This is a genomic window from Sulfurimonas sp. HSL-1656 (assembly GCF_039645585.1).
GTDB classification, from domain to species: Bacteria; Campylobacterota; Campylobacteria; order Campylobacterales; family Sulfurimonadaceae; genus Thiomicrolovo; species Thiomicrolovo subterrani.
Genome location: NZ_CP147915.1, coordinates 570318 through 594455, shown reverse-complemented (window position 1 = coordinate 594455; position 24138 = coordinate 570318). Strand labels below are relative to the sequence as shown.

General features: G+C 56.1%; 26 protein-coding genes. 7 read left to right on the top strand and 19 right to left on the bottom strand.

The features are described 5' to 3' along the window. The first annotated feature begins 24 nt into the window (after positions 1 to 24). Positions 25 to 621 carry a hypothetical protein gene (locus tag WCX49_RS03025; protein ID WP_345986102.1) on the top strand — a complete coding sequence of 199 codons (597 nt, stop codon included), beginning with the start codon at positions 25 to 27 and terminating at the stop codon, positions 619 to 621. A gap of 98 nt (positions 622 to 719) precedes the next feature. Beyond that, positions 720 to 938: a WGR domain-containing protein gene (locus WCX49_RS03020; protein ID WP_345986101.1), complete on the top strand. Its 219-nt coding sequence runs from the start codon at positions 720 to 722 to the stop codon at positions 936 to 938. Here WCX49_RS03020 and WCX49_RS03015 read toward each other — a convergent pair. Then, entirely contained in the window at positions 935 to 2320 is a 1386-nt protein-coding gene (locus WCX49_RS03015) for a Na+/H+ antiporter NhaC family protein (RefSeq protein ID WP_345986100.1), read from the bottom strand. The genes WCX49_RS03020 and WCX49_RS03015 overlap by 4 nt on opposite strands. Beyond that, positions 2317 to 2940, bottom strand: coding sequence for an acyl-CoA acyltransferase (locus tag WCX49_RS03010; protein ID WP_345986099.1), 624 nt, complete (start codon positions 2938 to 2940; stop codon positions 2317 to 2319). Before WCX49_RS03010 ends, WCX49_RS03015 begins: the two co-directional genes overlap by 4 nt. 117 nt (positions 2941 to 3057) lie before the next feature. Between WCX49_RS03010 and WCX49_RS03005 the strand changes: the two genes are divergently transcribed. Beyond that, positions 3058 to 3717, top strand: coding sequence for a hypothetical protein (locus tag WCX49_RS03005; RefSeq protein WP_345986098.1), 660 nt, complete (start codon positions 3058 to 3060; stop codon positions 3715 to 3717). Between the two features lies 1 nt (position 3718). On the opposite strand, the gene WCX49_RS03000 is transcribed toward WCX49_RS03005, so the two are convergent. The 8 genes from WCX49_RS03000 to WCX49_RS02965 form a co-directional block, all read right to left on the bottom strand. Continuing rightward, on the bottom strand, positions 3719 to 5392 hold the full coding sequence (locus WCX49_RS03000; protein WP_345986097.1) for an EAL domain-containing protein: 1674 nt from the start codon (positions 5390 to 5392) through the stop codon (positions 3719 to 3721). Continuing rightward, positions 5379 to 5840: a hypothetical protein gene (locus WCX49_RS02995; RefSeq protein ID WP_345986096.1), complete on the bottom strand. Its 462-nt coding sequence runs from the start codon at positions 5838 to 5840 to the stop codon at positions 5379 to 5381. The genes WCX49_RS03000 and WCX49_RS02995 overlap by 14 nt, the downstream gene beginning before the upstream one ends. 61 nt (positions 5841 to 5901) lie before the next feature. Continuing rightward, a complete protein-coding gene (locus WCX49_RS02990; protein ID WP_345986095.1) occupies positions 5902 to 8106 on the bottom strand; it encodes an AAA family ATPase in 2205 nt (734 codons plus the stop codon). Between the two features lie 10 nt (positions 8107 to 8116). Next, positions 8117 to 8998 (bottom strand): glycine--tRNA ligase subunit alpha, encoded by an 882-nt coding sequence (glyQ, locus tag WCX49_RS02985; RefSeq protein ID WP_345986094.1) that lies wholly within the window; start codon positions 8996 to 8998, stop codon positions 8117 to 8119. Between the two features lie 66 nt (positions 8999 to 9064). Then, positions 9065 to 9490 carry an NUDIX hydrolase gene (locus WCX49_RS02980; RefSeq protein ID WP_345986093.1) on the bottom strand — a complete coding sequence of 142 codons (426 nt, stop codon included), beginning with the start codon at positions 9488 to 9490 and terminating at the stop codon, positions 9065 to 9067. 39 nt (positions 9491 to 9529) lie between these two features. Continuing rightward, complete coding sequence (locus WCX49_RS02975; RefSeq protein WP_345986092.1) at positions 9530 to 10063, bottom strand: hypothetical protein; 534 nt, start codon at positions 10061 to 10063, stop codon at positions 9530 to 9532. Positions 10064 to 10203: 140 nt separating this feature from the next. After that, positions 10204 to 10737 carry an outer membrane beta-barrel protein gene (locus WCX49_RS02970; RefSeq protein WP_345986091.1) on the bottom strand — a complete coding sequence of 178 codons (534 nt, stop codon included), beginning with the start codon at positions 10735 to 10737 and terminating at the stop codon, positions 10204 to 10206. 72 nt (positions 10738 to 10809) lie between these two features. Then, on the bottom strand, positions 10810 to 11964 hold the full coding sequence (locus tag WCX49_RS02965; protein WP_345986090.1) for an aminoacetone oxidase family FAD-binding enzyme: 1155 nt from the start codon (positions 11962 to 11964) through the stop codon (positions 10810 to 10812). 350 nt (positions 11965 to 12314) lie between these two features. Between WCX49_RS02965 and rimO the strand changes: the two genes are divergently transcribed. Both rimO and tilS read left to right on the top strand, forming a co-directional pair. Then, complete coding sequence (gene rimO / locus WCX49_RS02960) at positions 12315 to 13634, top strand: 30S ribosomal protein S12 methylthiotransferase RimO (protein ID WP_345986089.1); 1320 nt, start codon at positions 12315 to 12317, stop codon at positions 13632 to 13634. 37 nt (positions 13635 to 13671) lie between these two features. Then, a complete protein-coding gene (tilS, locus tag WCX49_RS02955; protein ID WP_345986088.1) occupies positions 13672 to 14640 on the top strand; it encodes a tRNA lysidine(34) synthetase TilS in 969 nt (322 codons plus the stop codon). Here the strand turns inward: tilS and WCX49_RS02950 are convergent. The 7 genes from WCX49_RS02950 to WCX49_RS02920 are packed head-to-tail and all read right to left on the bottom strand — an operon-like array spanning position 14588 to position 19435. After that, positions 14588 to 15097 (bottom strand): cell division protein ZapB, encoded by a 510-nt coding sequence (locus WCX49_RS02950; protein WP_345986087.1) that lies wholly within the window; start codon positions 15095 to 15097, stop codon positions 14588 to 14590. The two genes, tilS and WCX49_RS02950, sit on opposite strands and share 53 nt — an antisense overlap. Then, complete coding sequence (locus WCX49_RS02945) at positions 15097 to 15594, bottom strand: hypothetical protein (RefSeq protein ID WP_345986086.1); 498 nt, start codon at positions 15592 to 15594, stop codon at positions 15097 to 15099. The genes WCX49_RS02950 and WCX49_RS02945 overlap by 1 nt, the downstream gene beginning before the upstream one ends. Continuing rightward, positions 15584 to 16369 carry a hypothetical protein gene (locus WCX49_RS02940; RefSeq protein WP_345986085.1) on the bottom strand — a complete coding sequence of 262 codons (786 nt, stop codon included), beginning with the start codon at positions 16367 to 16369 and terminating at the stop codon, positions 15584 to 15586. The genes WCX49_RS02945 and WCX49_RS02940 overlap by 11 nt, the downstream gene beginning before the upstream one ends. Continuing rightward, the gene (locus WCX49_RS02935) at positions 16356 to 17204 is read right to left on the bottom strand and encodes a tyrosine-type recombinase/integrase (RefSeq protein WP_345986084.1); all 849 of its coding nucleotides are present in this window, start codon (positions 17202 to 17204) and stop codon (positions 16356 to 16358) included. The genes WCX49_RS02940 and WCX49_RS02935 overlap by 14 nt, the downstream gene beginning before the upstream one ends. Before the next feature lie 4 nt (positions 17205 to 17208). Next, entirely contained in the window at positions 17209 to 17862 is a 654-nt protein-coding gene (locus tag WCX49_RS02930; protein WP_345986083.1) for a lysophospholipid acyltransferase family protein, read from the bottom strand. A gap of 1 nt (position 17863) precedes the next feature. After that, positions 17864 to 19165, bottom strand: a complete 1302-nt coding sequence (miaB, locus tag WCX49_RS02925) for a tRNA (N6-isopentenyl adenosine(37)-C2)-methylthiotransferase MiaB (protein WP_345986082.1) — start codon at positions 19163 to 19165, stop codon at positions 17864 to 17866. 27 nt (positions 19166 to 19192) lie between these two features. Next, positions 19193 to 19435 (bottom strand): HP0268 family nuclease, encoded by a 243-nt coding sequence (locus tag WCX49_RS02920; protein WP_345986081.1) that lies wholly within the window; start codon positions 19433 to 19435, stop codon positions 19193 to 19195. A 196-nt stretch (positions 19436 to 19631) separates the two neighbouring features. Here WCX49_RS02920 and nusA point away from each other — a divergent pair, with 196 nt between their 5' ends. After that, a complete protein-coding gene (nusA, locus tag WCX49_RS02915; RefSeq protein ID WP_345986080.1) occupies positions 19632 to 20783 on the top strand; it encodes a transcription termination factor NusA in 1152 nt (383 codons plus the stop codon). Positions 20784 to 20955: 172 nt separating this feature from the next. Here nusA and WCX49_RS02910 read toward each other — a convergent pair whose 3' ends face one another. Beyond that, entirely contained in the window at positions 20956 to 21918 is a 963-nt protein-coding gene (locus WCX49_RS02910; RefSeq protein WP_345986079.1) for an ABC transporter permease, read from the bottom strand. A gap of 94 nt (positions 21919 to 22012) precedes the next feature. Further along, positions 22013 to 23338, bottom strand: a complete 1326-nt coding sequence (locus WCX49_RS02905) for a hypothetical protein (protein ID WP_345986078.1) — start codon at positions 23336 to 23338, stop codon at positions 22013 to 22015. Between the two features lie 231 nt (positions 23339 to 23569). Between WCX49_RS02905 and WCX49_RS02900 the strand changes: the two genes are divergently transcribed. Further along, positions 23570 to 24064, top strand: a complete 495-nt coding sequence (locus WCX49_RS02900; RefSeq protein WP_345986077.1) for a hypothetical protein — start codon at positions 23570 to 23572, stop codon at positions 24062 to 24064. Positions 24065 to 24138 lie beyond the last annotated feature (74 nt).

Sequence of the window (24138 nt, the reverse complement as noted above, 5' to 3'; positions counted from 1 at the left end):
CAGGATATGGTAAAATTGTCGACCATGCAGCGAACAATCATCTGGTTAATTCCACTTCTTATCATTGTGCTGGGCACAGGTTGTGCCAAAAAGCCGCTACCCGAGCCCCTGCCCGACCCTATGACGGAGGCGTACCTCCTGGAGCATATTGAGGTCTCCTACCCGGAAGAGAACCTGGTCTCCATCGTTCTGCCGAGCCGCATCTCCTCCCCCCGCTACCTGGGGCTGAAAGGCGGACTCAGCACCACCTTCAATGCTCAGCTCACCCTTGACGACAGGGACGAGATCACCGACATCATCCCACCGCGCTATTTGCTGCTTTTCAGTCTCAAAGCGACTGAATGGGGCGGCTTTAACACGGCCGTCGATACCGCGGGCAAGCAGCACGACGTCTTTGCCTACACCTCCTATATCCGCGACGGTGTTTATTACGACAACTATTACATCAGCGTACCGCGAAGCTGGCTCGAGACTGCCGCACAGAAAGAAACGACGCTGCTCTTCCTCGGACCGAAGGGCGAGCTCACCGTCACCATCCCCCCCGTCTATCCCGGGACACTTCTGAAATACATCGACAGCGGGGGATTCCACTCCGCGGCACCTGCCGGCGACGCTCCGTAACTATTCAGTTCCGCCGGTCAAGAATACGTTGACTTCCGTGTTTTTGCATTTTCCGTATAAATCCGCTACAATCAACAAAACCGAACAGGATTGCGAAAATGGTTCTTGTACGCAAAAACGACCGGTCCCTCTCCTACTACAAGATCGCACTCTACCCCACGCTGTTCAACGACTATCTGCTTGTTCACCACTGCGGGAAGCACTGTTCCAAAACCTCCAAGAAACACTATTTCAGCAGCAAAAAAGAGGCCCTTCTCAGCTCACTCAACCTTATCTCCGCCAAAAAAGCGGAAGGGTTCGAACTGCTCTCCTCCTAAGGCGTTTCGATCACGTACCCCGCCGCAAGGAACATCCCAAGCGCGCCGACGCCGGCCAGCAAAGCATAGGGCAGTTGCGTCCGTACATGATCGATATGATCGCACCCCGCGGCCAGGGAGGAGATGATCGTCGTATCCGAAATCGGGGAGCAGTGGTCGCCGAAGACCCCGCCCGAGATCACGGCGCCGATGAGCAGCGGCATATAGCTCTCTCCGGCGGCCCCCATGGCAACGGCAATCGGCAGCATAACGCTGAACGTTCCCCAGCTCGTCCCTGTAGCAAAGGCCATGATGGACGCCAAAACGAAAACAGCAGCGGGGAGCCAGACATGCGCCATCCCCGCTTCCAGGAAGCCTGCAAGGTAGCTGCCCGTACCGACCAGGTCAATCACCTTCCCGATGGCAAAAGCGAAGAGCAGGATTGTCGCGATCGGGAAGAGCGCTCGCGCCCCGCCGAGGGCAGCCGCCCCGTACTCCGTCCATGACATCACCCCCTTCAAACGGTACTGCAGGGCGATCCCGCCCAGCGTCAACAGCATCGTATAAAAGACCGCACTGCTCCCGCTTCCCTTAAGCAGGTCCCCGCCGCCCGTGATCCACAGAAAAACAAAAACGCCTGCAACCATCAGCAGCAGCGGCAAGATCATCAAAGAAGCATCCCCGTGCTTCATCTCCGGCTCATAAGCCACATGCGGGGCGCTGTATCGGCGCATCGGCCCGATATCCCACTCAAACCAGATCACGGCAAACGTCAGCAGCAGCGCGATGACGGCATAAAAATTGAAGACGACCGAGTGCACAAGGATGCTGACAGCATCCCCTTGAAGGTAGCCGGCACCAATCTGCGTCGTAATCAACCCCAGCAGGAGTGCCCCCCATCCGTTGATCACGAGCAGGGAACAGACCGGAGCGGCCGTGGAGTCGCAGACGTAGGCCAGTTTTTCGCGGCTGAACCCGAAACGCCCGGCAAGGGGTCTGCCGATGGCCCCGGCAATCAGCGAGGTGATCGAAGACTCGATAAAAATAACCAGTCCCGTCGCGTACACCAGCAGCAGTGCCCCCCGGCGCGAACGCAGCATCCGGTAGCGCTCCTGCAGCAGATGAACAAACCCGTCGATCCCGCCCGAACGGCGGACCAGTTCCATCACCGATCCCACCAGCACGGCGAAACCGAGGGTTTTCAAGATCCACGGCGTACTGAAGAGTACCGCAAAAAGCGTCCACGCCTCCGTCATAGTCGCGACCGGGTCGAATCGGCTATAGACAAGAAGACCGGTTAGTGTTCCGAGGGCAAGGGAAAGCAGTACCCGACGCGTCAGCAGCGCCAGGATGATCGCCGCAGCCGGCGGCAGCAGCGAGAGGACGTCGGGGGTATAAGTCACAGCGCCATCTGCAGTCGTTTGATCCCGGCACGGCCGAACTGGTCGGCATACAATTCGCTGCGCTTCTCGTCGATCACTTCAAAGCCGAGTTTTTCATAGAGGATCTGCGCGTCCGAGGAGCCTATCTCCACCATCGTCTGCGCTTTGCGGTACCCTTTCAGCCGTGCGGACAGGAGGCTCTTTTTGATCAATTCAGCGAAAACGGGCAGCGGTTCATGCCCTTCGATCACGGTCATAAAATCTACGACCCAGGTCTGGCGGTCAATTTCCGGTTTCACCAGCAGGTAGGTAGCGATGCGTTCCTGGTAGCCTTCGTCGACCCCGATTTCCGCCAGTGCCTGCGTGAAGACATCATGCGTCGCCACCCGCGGTTCATAACCGCAGATTGTTCCTGCGACCTCACTCCCCGAGACCGCCAAAAGAAAGTTGCTGTAGTGGCAGTAGCTTTTGGTCGCCGTCCGTACCAGGGCACCGAGGTGCTCGAGCAAAAGCGCATTATCCGACGTCTCGAAGATCAGATCGAAAATACCGATCTTCTTCCCCGCCCTCGAACTTGTGAGTATCGCCTCTGCTACGATACCGGCATCACTTTCCGTCGCTTTTCTGACACTCGGATTCATTTGCGTCCCTGCCGTCTATGTTATGATGTAGCCACCATTTTTATCGCTATGAGGTAAGTGTACCACGAGATGTTACGTTTTGCAAATATGATTTATCTGTTTTCTTATGTGATAGGTGTGACGCTCCACGCACACGATCAGCTGCTCCTTGTCGTCGCGGATGACATGAACCGTTCCACTGCCCTGCTGCAGCGATATGAGCGTACTCCGGGCGGTTGGGAAACGGTCGGCGAGCGGGTGCCCGTCAATGTCGGCCGTAACGGTTTGGGCTGGGGAATCGGCATCCTCGATCTTCCCCATCCTGATACGGACCCGGTCAAGCACGAAGGCGACGGCCGGGCACCGGCCGGTGTCTTTGCGCTGGGCCCCGTCTTCGGCTATGCCGCAGTAGAGGCCACACAGATGCCATATCGGCAGGCCACCCCGGACCTCGTCTGCGTCGACGACAGCCTATCGACAGCCTATAACCGTATCGTGCCAGTCCGGCCCGAGGTCACATTCAGGAGCTTTGAATGGATGCACCGGGAAGACTCCCTCTACCGGATCGGGGTTGTCGTCGGGCATAACGGGAAGGCTGAGGCGGGGCAGGGGTCATGTATCTTTTTGCATATTGAGAAAGCCCCCGGCGCGGGAACGGCCGGATGCACGTCCATGGCCCAGGGTCCCCTGGCGGCCATCATCCGCTGGCTGGACCCCGACAAATCGCCGCTCCTCGTGCAGATCCCCCGCCAAAGACTGCCGGAGGTTCAAAAACGCTTCAAAGGCATCGGCGAATAGATCAGATCCCGTGCAGCGCATTCAAAGGCTGCGGCCGGCCGACGTGATAGCCCTGGACAAAATCGACGCCGATGGATATCAGCGTCTCCATCACCGAGGCGTTCTCGACACATTCGCAGACGGTTTTGATCCCCATGACATGCCCGATCTTGTTGATTGCATCGACCATGGCGAGGTTCACCTCGTTGCTGTCGATATCCATGACGAAGGAACCGTCGATTTTGAGGTAATCCACCGGCAGGTTCTGCAGATAGGCGAAGGAAGAGAGGCCGCAACCGAAATCGTCCAGGGCGAACCGGCAGCCGAGCAGCCGGAAATGCTCGATAAACGCTTTGGCACTCTTGATGTTGCCGATCGCCGCCGTTTCTGTCACTTCAAACGTGATCGCTTCATACGGTACCGCGTACTGTTCGAAACACTCCTGAATAAATCCGGCCATCGTTTCATCATTGAGGGAAAGCCCCGACAGGTTGATATTGAACCGCACGTTCTTGCGCAGCTGCCGCCGCACATCGTAAAAACTGGCAAAGAGGGTTTCGATCACCCAGCGGTCCATATCTACCATCTTCCCGAAGCGTTCCGCTGCCGGGATAAAGGCCATCGGCGCCAGCAGTTTGTTTTCAAACGAGCGCATCCGCAGCAGCACTTCATAATGCACGACGGCCCCGGGATCGCTCAGGGCGACGATAGGCTGCACGAACAGGGCAAAACGCTCCTCCTCCAGCGCCAGTTCGATCCGCCCGATCCACTGCATCTGCTCGTGGCGGAGGCGGATAACACTGTCATCCTCGGTCGCGATATGTATCCGGTTGCGCCCCTGCTCTTTCGCCGCATAGCATGCCGTATCCGCACGGGCAAGAAGGACGGAGAGGGTGCAGCACCCCTTTTCAACGGCGACCATCCCGATACTGGCACCGATTCTGAACATCTTGCCTTCCCAGAGGAAGCGGAAAGCCCCGATACGCTGCAGCAGCCGTTGCGCCTGCTTCTCCGCCGATTCCGGTGTCGCATCCGCGTAAATGATGGCAAATTCGTCACCGCCCAGACGGGCGACGATATCGTGTTCCCCCATGCCCTCTTTGAGCAGCATTGCGATCTGGCGCAGCAGCTCGTCCCCCGCGACATGCCCGCAGGTATCATTGACGATCTTGAACTGGTCGAGGTCGATGAAGCAGAGAACATGGCCCGGTGTCTCCTCGGAGGTCTGCTGCATCATCTTGGTCAACACCTGTTCGAACGCCTGGCGGTTCATCAGGCCTGTCAATCCGTCCTGTGTCGCCATCTTTCGCAGTTGGAAGGTGCGTCGGTTCACTTCGGTTTCAAGCGAAAGGTTATAGAGCCCCAGCTGTTCACTGAGCTGACGGTTTTTTTCGCTAGTGTCCGCGAGCATGTCGGTATGCAGCATGATACGGTAACCGAGCCAGAACAGCATGCCGACAACGAGAATGATATTGACCTTGATCCAGAACGGATCATCGATGAAGAGAAAAAGGGCTGCCAGGAAGCTGATCACGAAGATCGAGCCGGTCGACTGCATCCCCATGCACGATTGCGCTGTAAGATCGCAATGGTCACAGCGGGCATAGGGTTTGAACCCGTTGCGGGCAAGCAGGCAGTTGCGGTTGACCGCCGGTTCGATCACGTCGAAGAAACGATCGGTTTTAGGAGCGGACACAGCAGTGCTTTCGGACATAATGCAATCCGATCAACCCGAATGAAGAGAGGCAGAAGCCGAAAAAAGCGCTGATCAGCATAAAGATCCCCATCCCGACCGTAATCAGCCAGGCGGCCAGCGGACAGCAGGGGTAAAGCAGCAGCACCGCCGTTCCGGCGAGCAGCCGGAGCCCGATCTCGAAACGCTCCGTTGCCGCGGTCATGGCATAGGAACGTTCATACGCGGCGGGGACATCCAGCCACCCTTTCAAATGCTTTTCGAAAAGGGCCAGCAGCCAGCGTGCCGGACCGAACCGGATGGAGACGACCAGCGTGACGATGTTCAGCGCAAGAAAAATATACAGCAGTTCGATCTGTTCGGAAAAAACGGCAGCGACAAGCAGTGCGCCGTTAAGCAGGCGATTCCATTTGACATGCAAAGGTTTTGGAGCGCTGTAGGCCAAAGACACCTCATCTTTTTTATCGAGTTTATAACCGTTGTCATAAAATTTAACTGAAAATGAAAAAAAATTATTCTGCAGCCGCGAGGTACTGCAACACCGTACGACGCGATACCGTCTCTCCCCGCAGCAAGGCACGCGCGAACCCGTCAGCCTCGCCGGCGATGAAACAGTGCTCTTTCGCGCGGGTGATCGCCGTATAAAGCAGTTTCCGGTCCAGCATGGCATAATGGCTGAACGTCAGCGGCATCGCGATGCTGCGGTACTCCATCCCCTGGACTTTGTGTACCGTCAGGGCATAGGCAAGCATCAGGTGCGAGGTGAGTTGCGTATAGTCGTAACAAGCGACCATCTCCTCCAGGGGATAGACGACATAGACCTGCTCCGCCTCTTCGTCGATCCGGAAAAGCAGCCCCAGCATCCCGTTGAAAATTCGGCGTTTCTCCGAAGGCGCCTCCGCTTTGTACTCCTGCAGGCTCCAGGAAGGCAGGTTGTCGTTTTTGGTATGGACCACCTTGTCCATCAGCGCAAAACGTCTTTCGCCGCGCTGGACGGTCTGGCGGGGGGAGGGGTTAAAATAGCCCTGCAGCACCCGGTTTAGGTTCTCGGTACCGAGCGTACCCCCCTTCATCGGGCTGATCACCTGGAAAGCCGTCAGGTAGGCATAAAGCTCTTTTTGCTTCAGATGCTCGCGGCATGCCGGAATCGCATTCACCGCCTGCTCTGCCAGCGCCGCCAACAGTGCCTCGGCATGGGCTTCACGGTCGGAGAAATCGTGTGACGCGATCGGCAGGAAGCGGAAGTCTTCGTACTCCCCGTAAAGTGCGGGGATCTCGCTGTGGCGCACCGCATCGGCGATGGCCGGTATCGCCTGTGTCTCGCTTTGGCGGTAGATCTTCGTCAAGGTCACCACCGGCATCAGTCTGAAACGGATGATGTCGCCGAGCACGTCCCCGGCGCCGATCGGCGGCAGCTGTGCGTCGTCACCGACGATGATAAGCGTTGCATCCCTGTGGCATTTGCTGAGCAGCCGGGCAAAAAGCGGTGCATTGATCATAGAGGCTTCATCGATAAGCACGACTTTGTAGGGCATGCTGTCGCGCTCTTCAAACCGTACCAGCAGGCTCTGGATCGTCGCACTCTCATACCCGCTCACCTCCCCGATGCGCTGGGACGCGATGCCGCTGAGCGCACAGGTGATCACCTGTTCACGTCCGTGCCGCAGGGCCAGGAGGTCCAGCAAAAGCTTTGCCGTCGTACTCTTGCCCGTCCCGGCATAACCGACCAGACAGAAGAGCCGTTTCCCCCGGTTGAGCGTCTCGAGCGCTTCGCGCTGCTGCTCCCCGGGGGTGAATGCCGCCTCGGCCAAAAAAGCGTCAAGATCTTCGGTCAAAGGGGTATCATCGCGTTTCGCCCTGCGCCGGAACTCTTCATAGAGAAAACGCTCTGCCTCGTAGAGCCGGACCGGCGAGAGCAGCTCTTTGTTCAGCGGACGGATCGACTCCTCTGCGACATGCTCCGCCAATACCGCTTCGTAACGCTGCGGCACGGCACCTTCCTGCAACAGGGTACCCAGTTCCGCGAAAAGTTCCTCTTTGCCGAGACAGCTGTTGCCGTCGCGTTCGCAGCGCTGTGCAATCGCATACTCCATGGCGCAGGCCACTCTCCGGTCATCTCCGGTATCGACCCCCATCTTGAGCGCCAGTTCATCGGCACGCCGGAAACCGATCCCCTCTACGTTGGTCAGGATATAGGGGTTCTTCCGGATCGCCGCGACAGGGTCCCGGACCTCTTTCATTGCACCGGCGATCGTCGTCAGCATGGCCGGGGTGACGTCAAAGGGGGCCAGCAGGCTTCCCAGTTCACGCATGGAACGGAATTGTTTCCACCGCCCCTGGATCCGCTCCAGCCGTTTCTGCTTTATGCCCGCAAATTCGGTCAGTTTTTCGATGTCGTTGTCGAGAATGTCGATCAAGCCCGCCTCGCCGAAACGCTCGATCAGTTCGGCGGTCACTTTTTTCGGGAAGCCTTTGACGACACGGTTGAGAAAAAAGAAAAGTTCATGCTGGTTGACGTTGAGGGTGTGGAATTTGAAGGTACGCCCGTATTTGGGGTGTTCGACATACTCGCCTTCAAGGGTGACGGCCGCGTTTTCGATGCTGGCGACACTGCTCTCAAAGTAGTGGCCGCTGATCTTCTCGCCCGTTCCGAGCACGCCCACGAAGAAGCCTTCGTCCTCGTAAAAGATCTTCTCGATCTGGCCGATGAGCTTCATGGAAGAGGGATTACGCCTTTACGCGTGCCAGCCGTTCCGCTTCCTGGGCTTTGTAGAGCTCCGCGCACCCTTTGGCCAGTTCACGGATCTTGAGGATGTAGTTGGCGCGTTCCGTCTGGGAGATCGCCTTGCGCGCATCCAGCGTATTGAAGGTGTGGCTGGCCGCCATACAGAGGTCATAGGCCGGCAGGGGGAGTTCCGCGTCGAGGGCACGCTTGCACTCAGCGGCCTTTGCTTCGAAGTCGGCGAAGAGCATCGCCGTATCCGCCACTTCGAAGTTGTACTTGGAAAACTCGATCTCCCCCTCTTTGTGGATGTCGCGGTAGAGGGTTTTGCCGAATGCATTCTCGTTCCAGACGATATCAAACACGGTATCGACGCCCTGGAGGTACATGGCAAGGCGCTCCGTACCGTAGGTGATTTCGACCGCAACCGGGTCACATGCGACACCGCCGACCTGCTGAAAGTAGGTGAACTGCGTGACTTCCATCCCGTTGAGCCAGACTTCCCAGCCCAGGCCCCATGCGCCCAGCGTCGGTGATTCCCAGTTATCCTCGACAAAACGGATATCGTGCTCTTTAAGGTTGAGGCCGAGGTACTCCAGGCTTTTGAGGTAGAGCTCCTGGATATTGTCCGGGCTCGGCTTGATCAGGACCTGGAACTGGTAGTAGCTCCCCAGACGGTTGGGGTTCTCACCGTAGCGCCCGTCCGTCGGACGGCGGCTGGGGGCGACATAGGCTACCGACCACGGCGTCGAATCAAGCGAACGGAGGAATGTCGCAGGGTGAAAGGTCCCCGCGCCGGCCGGGATATCGTAGGGTTGTACGATATTACAGCCTTGATCCTTCCAAAATTGCTGCAGTTTGAGCAGCAGGTCACTAAATGTCAACATCGCTATCGCCTTGAAAAAAATTACGCAATTATAGCCACACCTTTCTGAGGGGTCGGTGTCCGCGGCTCAGTAGGTCACACACTGCTTCCCACAGATGTAGTCATCCACAATCCGCCGGTGGTCGAAAACCAGTGGCGTTACCGCCGCTTCTTCGAGTGTAACGACCCGGAGTTTTTTTGCATCATCCGCCGCGACGGGAAATCCGGTTGCACGGCAGACGAATACCGCCGAAACGGTATGGAAGCGGGGATCGCGGGAGGGATCGGAATAGATACCCAGCAGCCGTTCCACCCGGACATCCAGGCTGATCTCCTCTTTCATCTCCCGCCGCACTGCCTGCTCGACCGTTTCGCCGATATCGACGAATCCGCCCGGCAGCGCCCAGCCGTGAGGCGGATTTTTGCGTTCGATCAGCACGATACCGACTAAACTGCCTTCGGCATCGACGAGTTCGACGATGCCGTCGACACTGACATAAGGCGTTTTGATCATGACGGGCACCCTCCTACACTCTATGGTCAAAAAAGGCGTCTATTCCGCCGTGCCGAATTTATAGATAACGGCCAAAAAATACTGTGTAAACTCGCGCAGGTACAGATCGTCGCTACTCTCGTCGACATTACCGTACCGGGCACCGGCCTGCAGCCACCACGGGCCTGAGAGCGCCACATCTGCACCGGCTTCCGCACCATAGTAGAGGTTGACATTCGTCCGCCCGACGGAATTCGCTCCCCCGGCATCCAGACCGATAAAGAGGCCGAAACTTCCGGCGGGACGGTAGACATACTGCACCGAAGCACCGAGACGCCCGGCATAGTGATACGCCTCGGTATGCCAGGCTGCCGCATCGATCAGGAAACGTACCGGACCGTCTTCCCCGCCGATCTTGATACCGCCGTACCCTGTTGCAACGTTATCTGAGACACTCCCCGCCGTTCCTGAAACATTATAACCCGTGTCGATATAACCGGCTTCCACGCCGAATATCGACGACAGCGAGTTTGCTTCAGCCATAATGCCCAAGCCGACAACAAGCAAAAAGCCCGCGGCGATCTTTCGAATCATCTCTTGTTCCTGAATATTAATGGGAAAAACCGGCTCTGAAAGTCACTAATTGACCGCTTCGTCTATGAAGAAGAACCGTCGCACTTATGAAAAATGCAATAAAAACAGTGCAGCGGAATCACCGCTGCCCGGACAGCGGATTAATAATCGCTGCTGAATTTGAAGATGGCAGAGATGTATCCCTGAACCATATCGGTGATCGCGAGGTCTGCATTGGAGTCTGAAACGTCACAGTAACGTGCACCCAGTTCTATACCGAAACTTTCGCTCAGGTTCAGGTTGACACCGAGGTCCGCACCGTAGTAGGGATCAACATCGGTGTCCCCGATAGAGTTGATAACACCGCCGTTCAGACCCATGAAAATGTTGAACGCATCGCCGAGCGGAATAAGGTACTGCAGTGACGCACCGATCTTTCCGGCTTTTTTGTATTGGTCCGTATACCAGAAACTGCTGTCGATGAAGACACGGTAGTTACGGCTCTCCGCTCCCAGTTTCAGGCCGAGTGACCCTGTTCCCACTTCACTTGTTTCATCCCCCGAGAAGCCCTCAGTATTATAGTTCGTGTCAACATATCCGAATTCTACCCCGATCAGACCTTTGGCAGCATCTTCTTCAGCGTAGGCATTCATTCCCAGAACCAACAACGCCGGCAGCACAATTTTTTTAAGCATAGTACACCTTTTAGTACAGTATAACACCTGCTGTGTTTCCCTGATTATACCCACTGCGATTTTAACGCAACTTTAAACCGCACCAATGTGATCCGCCGCACAACGCCCGCTTGCAAAGGCCCACTGGAAATTGTAACCGCCGAGTTCGCCCGTCACGTCGACGACCTCCCCGACAAAATAGAGCCCCCGTACACCCCTGCTTTCGCACGAATAGGGTTGCAGCGCATTGCAGGCGACGCCGCCCTTGCTCACCTCCGCTTTCGTAAACCCGAAGGTTCCGGCCGGGGCGAACGTATAGGCATTCAATGTTTTGAGCATTACTTTTTCTTCTGCTGTCACTGCACTGCAGGGCTTATCCTCTACCCCCAGAGCATCAAGGAATGCTGTTATAAAACGTTTCGGCAACGGAATAGCGGTGGCAATTTTTTTGTTCCCGCCCCGTTTCAACACCGCTTCGACAGAACGGCCGTCGAGGAAATCAATGGTGACTGTCCCCTTCTCCCAGTAGAGCGACGCAGACAGAACGGCCGGGCCGCTGATACCGCGGTGGGCAAAAAGCATATCCTCCCTGAGACGTTTTTCACCGACATGTATCGTCACCGGAAAACTGATCCCGCTCAAATCCTTCATCCAGAACTGCTCTTTTTGCAGCGTCATTCCCGCCAATGCCGGACGGAACGGCACCGTCTCGATCCCGAAACTTTCGGCGATCTTCAGGCCGATGTCCGTCGCGCCCACGGAGGCGTAACTGACCCCGCCCGTGGCGACAATCACGTTGCGTGCCTTGAGCGTCGTTTTATCCGTCGTGACGAAGAAGCCATTTTCCTTCTGACGGACCGTCTCGATTTTGTGTCCGAGGAAGAAGCGGACCCCTTCGGCGGATTTGAGCAGGATATCGATGAGTTCCTCGGCACTGCGCGGGCAGAAATAGTAACGCGCTTTGCGGACAACCGGCTCACAGCCCCGCGCGCGTACCCAGTTCAGCAGGGCACTGTCGTCAAACCGTTTCAAGACACTCCGGACCAGTGTCGCATCGCCAAGGTAGTTGTGCTCGGAGACGGTGACATTGGTCAGGTTGCACTTTCCGCCGCCGCTGATACGGATCTTGGCCCCGGGTTTGGCGTTGCCCTCAACGACACAGACGGACAATCCGCCCCGTTCGTTCAGGCGGGCCGCGGCCATCAGACCCGCCGCACCGCCGCCGAGAATGGCTACATCATACTCCACGCGTCCCCTTTCGGGCAACTCTAAAAACCCTGTACGGATCTCAGAGGATTTTTGAAGCGTGAGATTTTCTTTGTTTTCTGCGCAGGCCTAGCCGTAGCTAAGTCCAGAAGAAAATGGAGGAAAGATCATGCTTCAAAAGCCCTCCCCAAGGGCGTTGCAGAGAAAAGCCATACCCGGCGTTGCCGCTTTTCGACTTGGCTACAGCCAGGTTTTCAAAGCGTCGCCTTGATTATGACTTTTCTCTGCAGCGCTGAGACCGTGCAGGGTCTTTAGAGGTGCCCTTTCGCTATAATTGCGTAATTATAATAAAGGGCAGAGTGAAAACCGCTGTGCCCTCTCACAGGCAAAGCATGAGTACAAAAAAACTGCATATCGTCTCGTTGGGGTGCACCAAGAACCTCGTGGATACCGAAGTCATGATGGGACGGCTACAATCGTACGAACTGACCCAGGAGAGCGAAGATGCCGACGTCATCATCGTCAACACCTGCGGCTTTATCGACGCGGCCAAGGAAGAGTCCCTCAATACGGTCCTGAGCCTCGATGCTTCCCGCAAGGAGGACTCTGTCCTCGTCATGGCCGGCTGCCTCAGCGAGCGCTACAAGGAAGAACTGAGCAAAGAGCTCAGCGAGGTCGACATCTTCACCGGTGTCGGCGACTATGACAAGATCGATGAACTCCTGGCAGCAAAACAGAGCCGCTTCAGCGACGAGGTCTACCTGATCGACGGTGCCGAGCGCGTCGTCACGGGCTCGACCTATCACGCCTATGTCAAACTCTCCGAGGGGTGCAACCAGAGCTGTTCGTTCTGCGCCATCCCCTCCTTCAAAGGTAAGCTCCACTCCCGGACGCTGGAGAGCATCGCCGCCGAGGTCGAGGGGCTTGTAAAGAAGGGGTATTACGACTTCAGTTTCATCTCCCAGGACTCCAGCTCCTTCCTCCGCGACCAGGGTTTCAAAGACGGGCTCATCCAGCTCATCAAACGCGTCGAGCTGATCGAAGGGGTCAGAAGTGCCCGCATCCTCTACCTCTATCCGACGACGACATCGATGAAACTGCTGGAGACGATCGCGAAGTCGAAAACCTTCCACAACTACTTCGATATGCCGATCCAGCACATCGACGACGGCATGCTCAAGATTATGAAACGCGGTGCCGGCCGGGAACAGACTGAGAAACTGCTCGACTACATGCGCAAGCTGCCGGAGCGTTTCGTACGTACCAGCTTCATCGTCGGCCACCCGGGCGAAACGGAGGAGAGCTTCCGGGCGATGTGCGATTACGCCCGCACCTTCGGTTTTGACCGCATCAACGTCTTCGCCTACTCCGACGAGGAGGGCACAAGCGCCTTTGAGCGCACCGACAAGGTCGACGCGGAGACGATTGCAGAGCGTGCCGAGATCCTGGGCGCTATTGCCGAAGAGGCGAAACTCGCTTCCCTGCAGAAGATGGTCGGCAGTGAAATCACCCTCGTCATCGACGGCGAAAGCGACGAACATGAATACCTCCTCAGCGCACGCGACCTGCGCTGGGCCCCGGAGATCGACGGCGAGATCTATGTCAACGACAACGCCCTCGACGAAGAGCTCTCTTTCGGCGTACCCTACCGCGCCAAGATCATGGAGCTTGTCGGTGAGACACTGACGGCGACCGTTACGGGCCATGCTTGATCCCCGGACCCTTCCGTTCCTAGCCAAGGGGAAAAATTTGCTGGCGTTCTCCGCCGGCATTGACTCCACCGCCCTCTTTTACCTGCTGCTGCACGAAAAGGTCCCTTTCGATATCGCCCACGTCAACTATCATACCCGTGAACAGAGCGATGCGGAAGCCGACCATGCCCGCGCGCTCGCCGCACAGTACGGCAAACAGTGCCACGTTCATGACAGCGGCGAGATCTCCGAAAACTTCGAAGCGGAGGCCCGCCGTATCCGGTACGGTTTCTTCGACACGTTGATGGAGGCACACGGTTATGACGTCCTGCTGACCGCACACCAGCTTGATGACCGGCTGGAGTGGCTGCTGATGCAGCTGTGCAAAGGCGCCGGGCTCCCCGAGCTGCTGGGGATGGCCCCTGTCACTGACCGGGAAGGCTACCGGCTGGTCCGTCCCCTGCTTGACACCGGTAAAAACGACCTTCGGGCCTGGCTGGATGCACACGGATACCGCTACTTTGAAGACGCTTCCAACCGCGACCCGCGCCACACGCGTAACCGTTTCCGTACGCAGCATGCCGCACCGCTGCTTGAGCAGTTCCAAAGCGGGATCAGAAACTCGTTTGCATTTCTCAGCCGCGATGCCGCGGCCCTGGCGCCGCTGCCTGAAGCCGTTATTGATTCGGACTTCCTGATGTTAACCGGGTCGTTGGAACGTGCGGCATTGATGCGTACCGTCGACCGCTGGCTGAAGCGGCAGGGGTATCTGCTGAGACAGGGGGAAAAAGAGCGGATACTGGCCGAAGACAATCTGGTGCTGGGACGCCGCTATGCCTTGAGCATCACACCACGCTGTGCTATTGTAACGCCGATAGCAGAAGGCAGCATGCCCAAATCATTCCGGGAGTCATGCCGGGTGCTGGGCATCGGGGCGGCCGTCCGTCCCTATCTTTATGCCCACCCGGATCATTTTACTGCGGTGCGGGAGAAACTGGCTGCTGCAGCAGGTGAAGCGAGAAAATAACCTGTACCCCATTCCCTTCTGCCTGCATGGAGAGTGAGGGGCCGACTTTCAGAACCCAGGGGGCGGTATCGAGACGGTCGATCAGCGCATAAAATGCCAGCGGGGTTTTCAGCCGTGCGGAGACCTCGAAGCCATGGGCGGAAGCCGTCACCGTCAACGGTGCATCTTTCAGAACCGTCGTGATCCACGCCTGCAGCTGCACGGCATCGATACCGTTTTCAAAACGCTCCGAGAGCCGTGCGTCTGCCATCGCCAGCTGCTCTTTCGTCTCATAGAGCCGGTCGTATTCCATCTGCAACCTGTCGCTGCGCTCAACTGCGCTCTGCACGTCATCCTGCAGCTGCAGATAGGCTTTTGCCTCCGGGATCAGCAGCCAGACCGTCACCCCAAGGATCAGAAAAATGACGGCGAAGAGCGAAAGGGTCAGTTCAAAACCCGTATTCTGGCGTCTGAGCATCACTGCAGCCCCCCCGTTACACTGAATCGCAGGCTGAACGTTCCGGATTTGAACGTCGCCGAAGCGAGGAGATAGCGTCCCGAAAGGGCCCGCTCAAGATCCGCCTTCAGGGTGCTGAAACGGCGGCTTGTCCCTTCGAAAAGGATCCCCGCTTCGTCATACGCGAAATGTGTCAATACCGCATCGTCGGGAATGAGGTCGAGCAGGTCGTAAAGCTGATCGGCCAGGAGCTGATCCGTCGCAACGGTCTGCTGCCACAGCTCCTGTTTCTGCGAAAACTGCGTATGCTGTTCGCGCAGTTGTGCCGTCTGAAGCTGGATCGTCTCCTGCGCGTTGCGCTCTTTTTGCACCGAGGTGCGCAGTTCCCCGTTGACCAGGTGCAGTCCCGCCGATGCCGCCAGCAGAAGTCCGACGAGAATGCCCCCGCCGACCCATACACGGCGTACGGCGACTGAAAAGGGGCTTTTAGCCGCCTGATCAATAAAACTATAATCCATAGCCGTTCTCCTTCATAGACGTTTGGGCACAGAGTGCGGCGGCATCGACCATCCGGTTCTGTGCTTCCACCAGCAGGGTCTCTTCCAGTGCCGCGGCAAGCTCCTCGCCCGACCCGGTAGCATCGAGGATATAAACAGCCTCGACGAATTCCCCGCGACAGCACGGTTTGCCGTAATAGTTATCGAGCGTCAGCGTAATTTTCTCCACCATCGGTGCGGCGGAGCCATTCCCGTCGCAGCGGTACTGCTCCGCAAACCGCAGATGGCTCTCTTTGACAACTGCCAGACTCATCCCTCCCGGTGTAATCAGTACATAAAGCGCATGGGCACCCGCCATTGTCGCTTCGAAATAGGCATGCAAGACGGCAAAGGGCGTATAGATGGCATCAGGAGTCAGGTCCGCGTAGCGCTCCTGGATCCCGTAAAGCACCTCTTCGTCGCAGTAGTTCATCCACTCTTCGTCGATGCAGAGCGTCCGGCTCCGCTCCACGATCGGCGCCATCTCTTTCGCCTTGGAGAGCGAACAGGTCGGCAGCGCGCCGCAGCGTTCACTGTCGGTCAGTACGGCGATGTAGTTATAGGGCGTGCGTTCGACCTGTTCCTGCAAGAACCCGAGCGCCTCTTCATCCAGGCCGGAAAAAAAGACGCGCTGCCGCACCTGTATCTCTCCGCGCCTCGTCTGCGTCACGACACCGATTTGCATGGTGCCGCCGTATTCATACAGGCCGATGAAGACCTTGTCATAAAAACGGGCGAAAAAATCAGCCAATGCCATCGGTCTCCTTGCATAGCGGATGGGCCGTCCGGTAATGCTTCATTTTCAAGGCGCTGCCCAACTTCGTATAGATCTGCGTCGTTGCCATCGACGCATGGCCCAGCAGTTCGCTCACGTCGGCGATCCGGGCATCATGATTGAGCAGTTCGGTCGCATAGGCGTGGCGGAGCTGATGCGGGGTCACCTTCAGACCGACCCGCGCAAATGCCCTGTTGACGAGGTATCTTAAACTATTTTCGCTTAAACGCCTGCCGTTACACTCGCAGAGGAATGTCCGCGGGGAACACGCTTCTTGGTGCATTGCAATTACCTCGCCAGCCGCCTCTGTCAGCGGCACGTCGCGGACCTTGTCGCCCTTCCCCCGGATGCGGACCCACTCCCGGCCGATCCGCTCAAGCCGAAGCCCGTGGAGTTCCGAGAGGCGCAGCCCGAGGGTGTACAGGAGTGTCACGACCATCCGTTCGGTCGGCTCGGCCACGGCGAGTGCTTCCATGATATGGGCGTGGGAAACGGGTTTGGGGAGGGTCTTGGGGACTTTGATGCTCTCATCCGAGCGCAGTTCGATTGACAGCCCCTGCTTTTTCAGGTAGGCGATATAGCTGCGCCATGCGCTGAGTTTTTTGGCGATGGTCCTGGGTTTTTGAGAAGCGATCATCAGCCGGTAGGGCATCAGGTCGATCACCGCGACACCGGCCTCCTCCGTCCATTCGACCCTCGGGAGCGCCTCCCGCAGAGCCTCGTCGTAGCTCTTGACCGTCAGGTCCGAATAGCCCCGTATATCCAGGAGATAATCGAGAAAGTCAAGGCGGTATCGGCCGAGGTCGGCTTTGGTCATCTTTCTACTCCAGCGCGTGTTCCATCAGCTTTGATTTTACCATCTCTTTGGCCGCTTCCATCTCCAGCCCTTTCAGATCCACCGGTTCGGAAGCAAAAAACGTCAAGCGGCCGAAGGGTTTGGGAATGACGAAGCGGTCCCAGCTTTTCAGTCGCCAGCAGCGGCTCGGCACACAGCTGAAAACGATCACTTTCGCCCCGGTTTTCTGCGCCATGGCGACGATCCCGTCGGCCACTTCATAGCGCGGCCCGCGGGGGCCGTCGGGGGTGATCCCGATATCCGCCCCCGCTTTGAGCGTCCGCATCGCCGCGATCAGTACTTTGGCGGCGTTGCGGTTGGAGGAGCCGTGAATGGTGCCCAGGCGGAAGTAACGCATGACCCGTGCAATGATCCGGCCGTCGAAATGGTCCGAGATCAGGACATTGGCATTGGGGGTGTCGCGGAAACGGTAGTAGAGGTAAGGCATCAGCAGCAGGTCACCGTGCCAGAAAGCGAAAATGACGGGGTCTTCGGGGACGTGCGCCGGGAGGTTGAAACGTTTTTTCGACGTATGGTAGATCACGCGGATCAGCAGGGCACCGATCGGGGGCAGGAGCCAGAGGCCCAGCTTCTGAAGCAGCGCCTTTTTGAACGACTGTCGCTTCTTTTTTGCTGCCATCTTATGCGCCGACCAGCTCCCCGACCTGGCCCATACGGTAGGTCTGGGTAATGCGAACATCCGCAAACTGTCCCAGCAGCTCTTCACTGCCCTTGACTTTGATCAGGAGGTTGTTGTCGCTGCGCCCGGCCACGAAACCGTCGCTGCGCAGCTCTTCGAAATAGACAGTGAACGTCCGTCCCAGATACGCTTTGCACTTTTCGTCGAGCATCGCATCATGCATGCTTTGAAGGCGCATAAGGCGCTCCGAGGCGACTTCCGGATCGACGACGTCCGTGTACTCCGCCGCTTCGGTCAGCGGGCGCGGGGAGTATTTGAAGCTGAACATCTGTTCAAAGCCGGACTTCCGAACGACGTCCATCGTCTCCTCGAAATCCGCGTCGCTCTCGCCGGGGAACGCGACGATGACGTCGGTACTGATACTGACGTCCGGCACCATCGAGCGGATCTTTTCGATACGGTTGAGGAACCACTCCTTGGTATACCCGCGTTTCATCGCCTTGAGAATCGGCGTCGAGCCGCTCTGCAGGGGAACGTGAATGGACTTGCAGATCTTCGGGTTGGCAGCAAACTCGCCGATAAACTCGTCATCCATATGGAAAGGGTGCGGCGAGGTGAAGCGGATCCGCTCGATCCCCTCGACGGCGCTGACACGGCGCAGCAGCTCCGTAAAGTTGATCTTTTCATGCTCGCCGGAGAAACGGCGGCCGTAGTTGTTGACGTTCTGCCCCAGCAGGAAGATCTCTCTGGCGCCGGTAGCCGCCGCCTTCTCCGCCTCCCTGACGATCAGATCCGCCGGAATGGAGATCTCGTCACCGCGCGTTTTGGGCACGATACAGAAGGTGCACTGCTTGTCACAGCCGATGGAGATGTTGATAAAAGCTTTCCACGGCGAACTGCGGAACTCGCTGAAAGCGAACTGGGACTCGTCATAATCGATTTCCGTCTCGACGGCTTTGTCCCGGTGCAGCACATCGGTGATCTTGGAGACGTTGCGCGCGCCCAGGACGAAGTTGACGTAGGGCGCTTTTTTGATGATCTCCTCACCCAGGTGCGACGCGGTACAGCCGCAGACGCCGATCTTGGCGTCTGCCTTTTTCTTTTTGTTGAACGCGCCCAGTTCGGAGAAGAGCTTATGGACCGGCTTTTCGCGGACGGAGCAGGTGTTGATCAGGATCAGGTCGGCCTCTTCGGCACTGTCACAGAGGGCGTAATCCTCTTTTTGTGACAGTTCGGCAATCATATGTTCGCTGTCGCGGACGTTCATGGCGCAGCCGAGGGTTTCGATAAACAGTTTTTTCACGGGAATGCTTTGGGGGCCCGGGCGGGCTTAGAGGATATGCACTTCGTACATATATTCGTTGTCGGCGAGTCCGAAACGTACTTCGCGCATATAGACGCTTTTGCCTTCATTCTCAAAGTGCTCCTGCAGTGCCAGCAGGTCCTTGTGCGAGTTTTCACGGTCAAAATAGAGGATTACTGACCCCTCTTTTTCAACCATGCTCTCGATCTTTTCGACATCAACTTTCTTCGGTTTCTTATCGGTGTGGCTGCGAGCGATTTTAAGCTCCATACTCTTCCTTTCTCCCGCCTCATATCAGCGCTTTTAATAGTAACGCGATTATAGCCCGCGTTTGATTAAGCATGCATTAAGTTGCATGGCTAGTAGCAACTTTAGTCTTTTTTGGGTATAATACTACCCTTCTATAAAAAACAATCACCCCCACATTTTTTTATGGAACGACTAGCGAATACACACAGGGATAGTTATGGAAAATATTCTGGACATTATTGAATCGATCGCACACGAGAAAGGGCTCTCCCCCGACAGCGTGAAAGAAGCGGTCAAAGCGGCATTTATCCAGACGGCCAAGCGCCTGGTCAACCCGGAGTTCGCCTACGATGCGGAAATCGATCCGGAGACGAAGAGCATCCGCGTCTACCAGACCATCACCGTTGTCGAAGATGACGACGAACGTCTCGAGGGCGAGGAGGCCGCGGCCTATATCGGCCTGACACGCGCCAAGGCCGAGGTCGATCCGGACGTCGAAGTCGGCGACGAATTCCAGATCGAGCACGACATCGAATCCCACGGCCGTACTGCGGCTGCGACCCTGTTCCGCGAAATCGAGTTCCATATCCAGCGCATGGTCGAGAACGAACTGTACAACAAGTACAAAGAGAAGATCGGTACCATCGTCTCCGGACGCGTTACCCGCGTCGACGGCAAGCAGAATACCTATATCGATATGGAAGAGGTCAAAGCCGTCCTCCCGATGAAAAGCCGTATCAAGGGTGAGCACTTCAAGGTCGGCGACGTCGTCAACGCCGTCGTCCGCCGCGTCAACATCGACAAGATCAACGGCATCTCCATCGAACTCTCGCGCACCTCTCCGAAATTCCTCGAAGAGCTGCTGCGCCTCGAGGTTCCCGAGATCAACGACAAACTCGTCATCGTCGAGAAGTGTGCGCGTATCCCGGGCGAACGCGCCAAGATCGCCCTGCTCTCGACCCACCCGCAGGTCGACCCTGTCGGTGCGACCGTCGGGGTCAAAGGGGTCCGTATCAACGCCGTCAGCGACGAACTGCTGGGCGAGAACATCGACTGTGTCGAGTACACCTCCGTTCCGGAACTCTTCATCGCCCGCGCCATGAGCCCGGCGATCATCAGCTCCGTCACGATCGAAGGCGACCCGGAAGATGAAGAGAGCGAAGCAAAAGCGATCGTCACCCTGCCGAGCGACCAGAAATCAAAAGCGATCGGCAAAAGCGGTATCAATATCCGTCTCGCCTCCATGCTCACCGGCTACGCCATTGAGCTTGTCGAACAGGGCGGAAGTTCAGCCAATGCCGAAGAAGGCATGCCGGCCGAAGAGAAAAAAGAGGACCTCTCCTCCCTCGAAGCGCTGTTCGGCGAATAGGCGCGTTTTCGCGCCGTGCTAAGTGCTAAGTGCTAAGTGCTAAGTGCTAAGTGCTAAGTGCTAAGTGCTAAGTGCTAAGTGAAGGGTGACAGAGCACCCTTTTTTCCCTCTTAATATTGTATTTGACTACCACTCCCATTTCGTAGCACGTAACACTTAACACGTAATACGCTCATCCCCGCTTCGCGTAGGGGTTCAGTTTCAGCAGGAGCATATCCGCCAGCATATTCCCCAGCAGCGTCAGGAATGCCGTAATCATCAGAATGCCCATAATGACGGGATAATCCCTGCTTAGCGCACTCAGGTAAAAGAGCTGTCCCATCCCCTCGATCCCGAAGATCTGTTCCAGGATGACGCTCCCCCCGATAAGCCCCGGCAGCGATAGTCCCAGCAGCGTAATGACGGGGGGCATCAGATTGGGGAGGATGTAACGGCGGAAAAGTGTCCGTTCCGGCAAATTCCTTGCCTTTGCAAAGAAGTAGTAGTCGCTTTTGAGGATCTCCAGCGTAAGGGAACGCACATATACCGTCATTGATCCCAGGGCCAGGAAGACCATGACAAAGACGGGGAGGATCAGGTGCCATGCCATATCAAGCCAGTAGGGAAAGCCCTCCTCCGGCCCGCCGATACTGTGCAGGCCCGTGATCGGGAGCCACTGCAGTTCGACACTGAAGAGCAGGATCATCAACAGCGCAAGGTAGAACGAGGGCATTGCAAAAGAGACCAGGGAGAGCTGCCGGATCGCGTGGTCAGCCTTCTGTTCAAAACGCATCGCCGCTTTGATGCCAAGCCAGAGCGAGAGGGCAAATACAAAAAGTAAAGAGACAATATTGATCCCCAGGGTGATCGGGAGGCGCTTCATGATCTCGGCAGTCACATCCTGCCCGCTGACGAAGGAGATGCCGAAATCGAGCTGCGTCATGTTGGCGATCCAATCCGTGTACTGCTGCCAGAGCGGTTTGTCCAGCCCGTAAACGGCTTTGAGACGTTCGATTGCTTCGGCGGACATATTGGGGTTGAGTTCCCCCCCGCTGAGGAAACTGTTGGGAGCCGCGTGGATGGCCATAAAAGAGATAATCGTAATAAGCATCAGCATCAGCAGCAGGTAACCTGCCTTGCGCAAGAGTAGGTTCAAAGCGTGTACTTTTTGTTGGGTTGAAAAATTATAGCGGGAAAAGAAAAAAGAAAAGAAAGGGTTCCGCCCGGAGGCGGAAGAAGAACTTCCGGAATTAGAAGTTCAGTGTCAGGTAAACCTGAACAGCGTTGTATGCGTCACCGTTGTTCTGGTCTTTTGCATCAGTGTTGATGTAAGCCAGAGTTGCATCAAGTGCACCCAGAAGCTGTGTGCCGGCAGTGATTGTCAGCTCGTTGACTTCATGTGTTGTCATCGTGTCGTTGGAAACGCTTGTATAGTAAGCGCCCAGGTCGAAACCGCTCAAAGAAGCTTCACCCGTGATATTGAAAGATGTTGCATCAACCATCGCAACATAACCGTAGTTCCACCATGCTTCCGTATACAGTTTGGACTGTGCTGTGAAGAGGTTTGTTGCAGTATTCCAACCTGCACCGACACCGTTATCACTTACAGAAGAGTAAGAACCTTTGATTGTGAAGGCGTCAGTTGCGAAACCGGCCATAACTGCAAACGCGTTGTCCGCATCCAGACCAGTCAGGTCGCCCGCATCAACATCCGTATACTGACCGCCGAGCATAATGCCTTCCATATTCAGGTCAGCCTGGATCCAGTAAGCCTGTGCCGTACGTGTTACATCGTAGTACCATGCCTGAACTGTCAGCGGTTTGAACGAGTTGTTTACGATACCGAATGCGTATGCACCGTCTGTACCGTAAGTAGAGAAAGCACCGTCACCATTGACAATACCTGTGTATGCAAGACCGAGGCTGTAAACGTTGCTCCAGTTCGCTCCGCCGTCACCGAAGAACTCTGTACCGTTACCGTTACCGACATACGCAGCAACCAGTGTAGTATCCGGGAGATCCTGGTTCAGGAGGACAGCCGCTTCGAACGTATTCTGCTCAACAGACCAAGTTTCCGTAAAGGCGAGCGGAGTGTCAAGAGCCATACGACCGACTTTTGCAGTTGTGTGTCCCAGTGTTACAGCTGCCCACGCTTCGTTGAACCAGCTAGAGTTTTCAACTTTTGCACCGCCAATACCCAGGACAGCCTGTGTCGTAGGTGTATTGGCATAGTTATTGCCATTCGGTACAGACGCTGTGTGAGAAGAAGCCCAAACGTTGGAAACGAAGTTGTTCTCAAGACCGAGGCTTGAAATCGCCGTATAAGAAGCACCGGCAGAAATACCCGGAAGCAGGTCCGCACTGACATTCAGGTGCAGCGCAGCGTCTGCAGCAGAAGAGTCCTTATCGAAAAGTGCTCCATCCGTATCGACCGCAACAGCATCATATCCAACACCATCAGCATCCCATGTGCCGTAAACTACCTGAGCGTCACCGCTGATCTTTACATTGTCAACCGCAAACGCACTAACACCCATCAGCATTGCTGCTGCCAGGCTCATTTTGACTAACTTCATTCATTCTCCTTCAAGTTAAGCTTGACCTATGTTTAAGTTTCGTCGCCGTCCATTCTAACACACAAATCTTAAAAAATTCTGTAATTCAAAAGAAATTTTCATACCCCGCAAACCCCCTGTACAGCGGGCTTGATAGCTTTGTGATAATATTAAAAAACTCTATTATTCTCCCAAAGCTTCGATTATGTTTAATATAACTATACTATGCAAGAAAACTCAAAGGTAACAGGTATGAAACTTTTTGTGCCCATAATAATGGCAGGTTGTATCCTCCATATAACAGCAGGTGCTTCTGACATAGACACAAGCTCCCCTTCTCAAAATACGGAACTCAATGCCATTACCCCTACAGGTAAGATTGACCCTGACAAAAAAGGTTTTCTTCAACGCAGTTACGAACACTGGGAAGCAACCGACTGGAAAGAGAATACACAGCCTGAGACGGCTCCTGAACAAGACGCATCTTCCGACGCGGCACCGGTTGAGGAAGCGGAGGTGTCAAAGGTAACCGAAGACACAGCCGTTGAGACCGAACCGAGCGCTGAAACTGCCAAAGCCGATGAGACGACTGATACAGCAGCAGAGCCTGAGACCGACCCCGAGAAAAGTTTCACGCTGCAATACTATTTTGATAAATGGGGACGCTATCTGGATAACAAAGAGAAAAACCGGACCGAACCACTGCATTCGGAAAAGCTTGAAAAGATGCCTGCGATAGGAAAATAGAATGGAAGAGGAGCATGCGCTGTAGAAAACGCTTGCCCCTTATTAATGTATAGAGCGTATCAAACGCTCTTCGG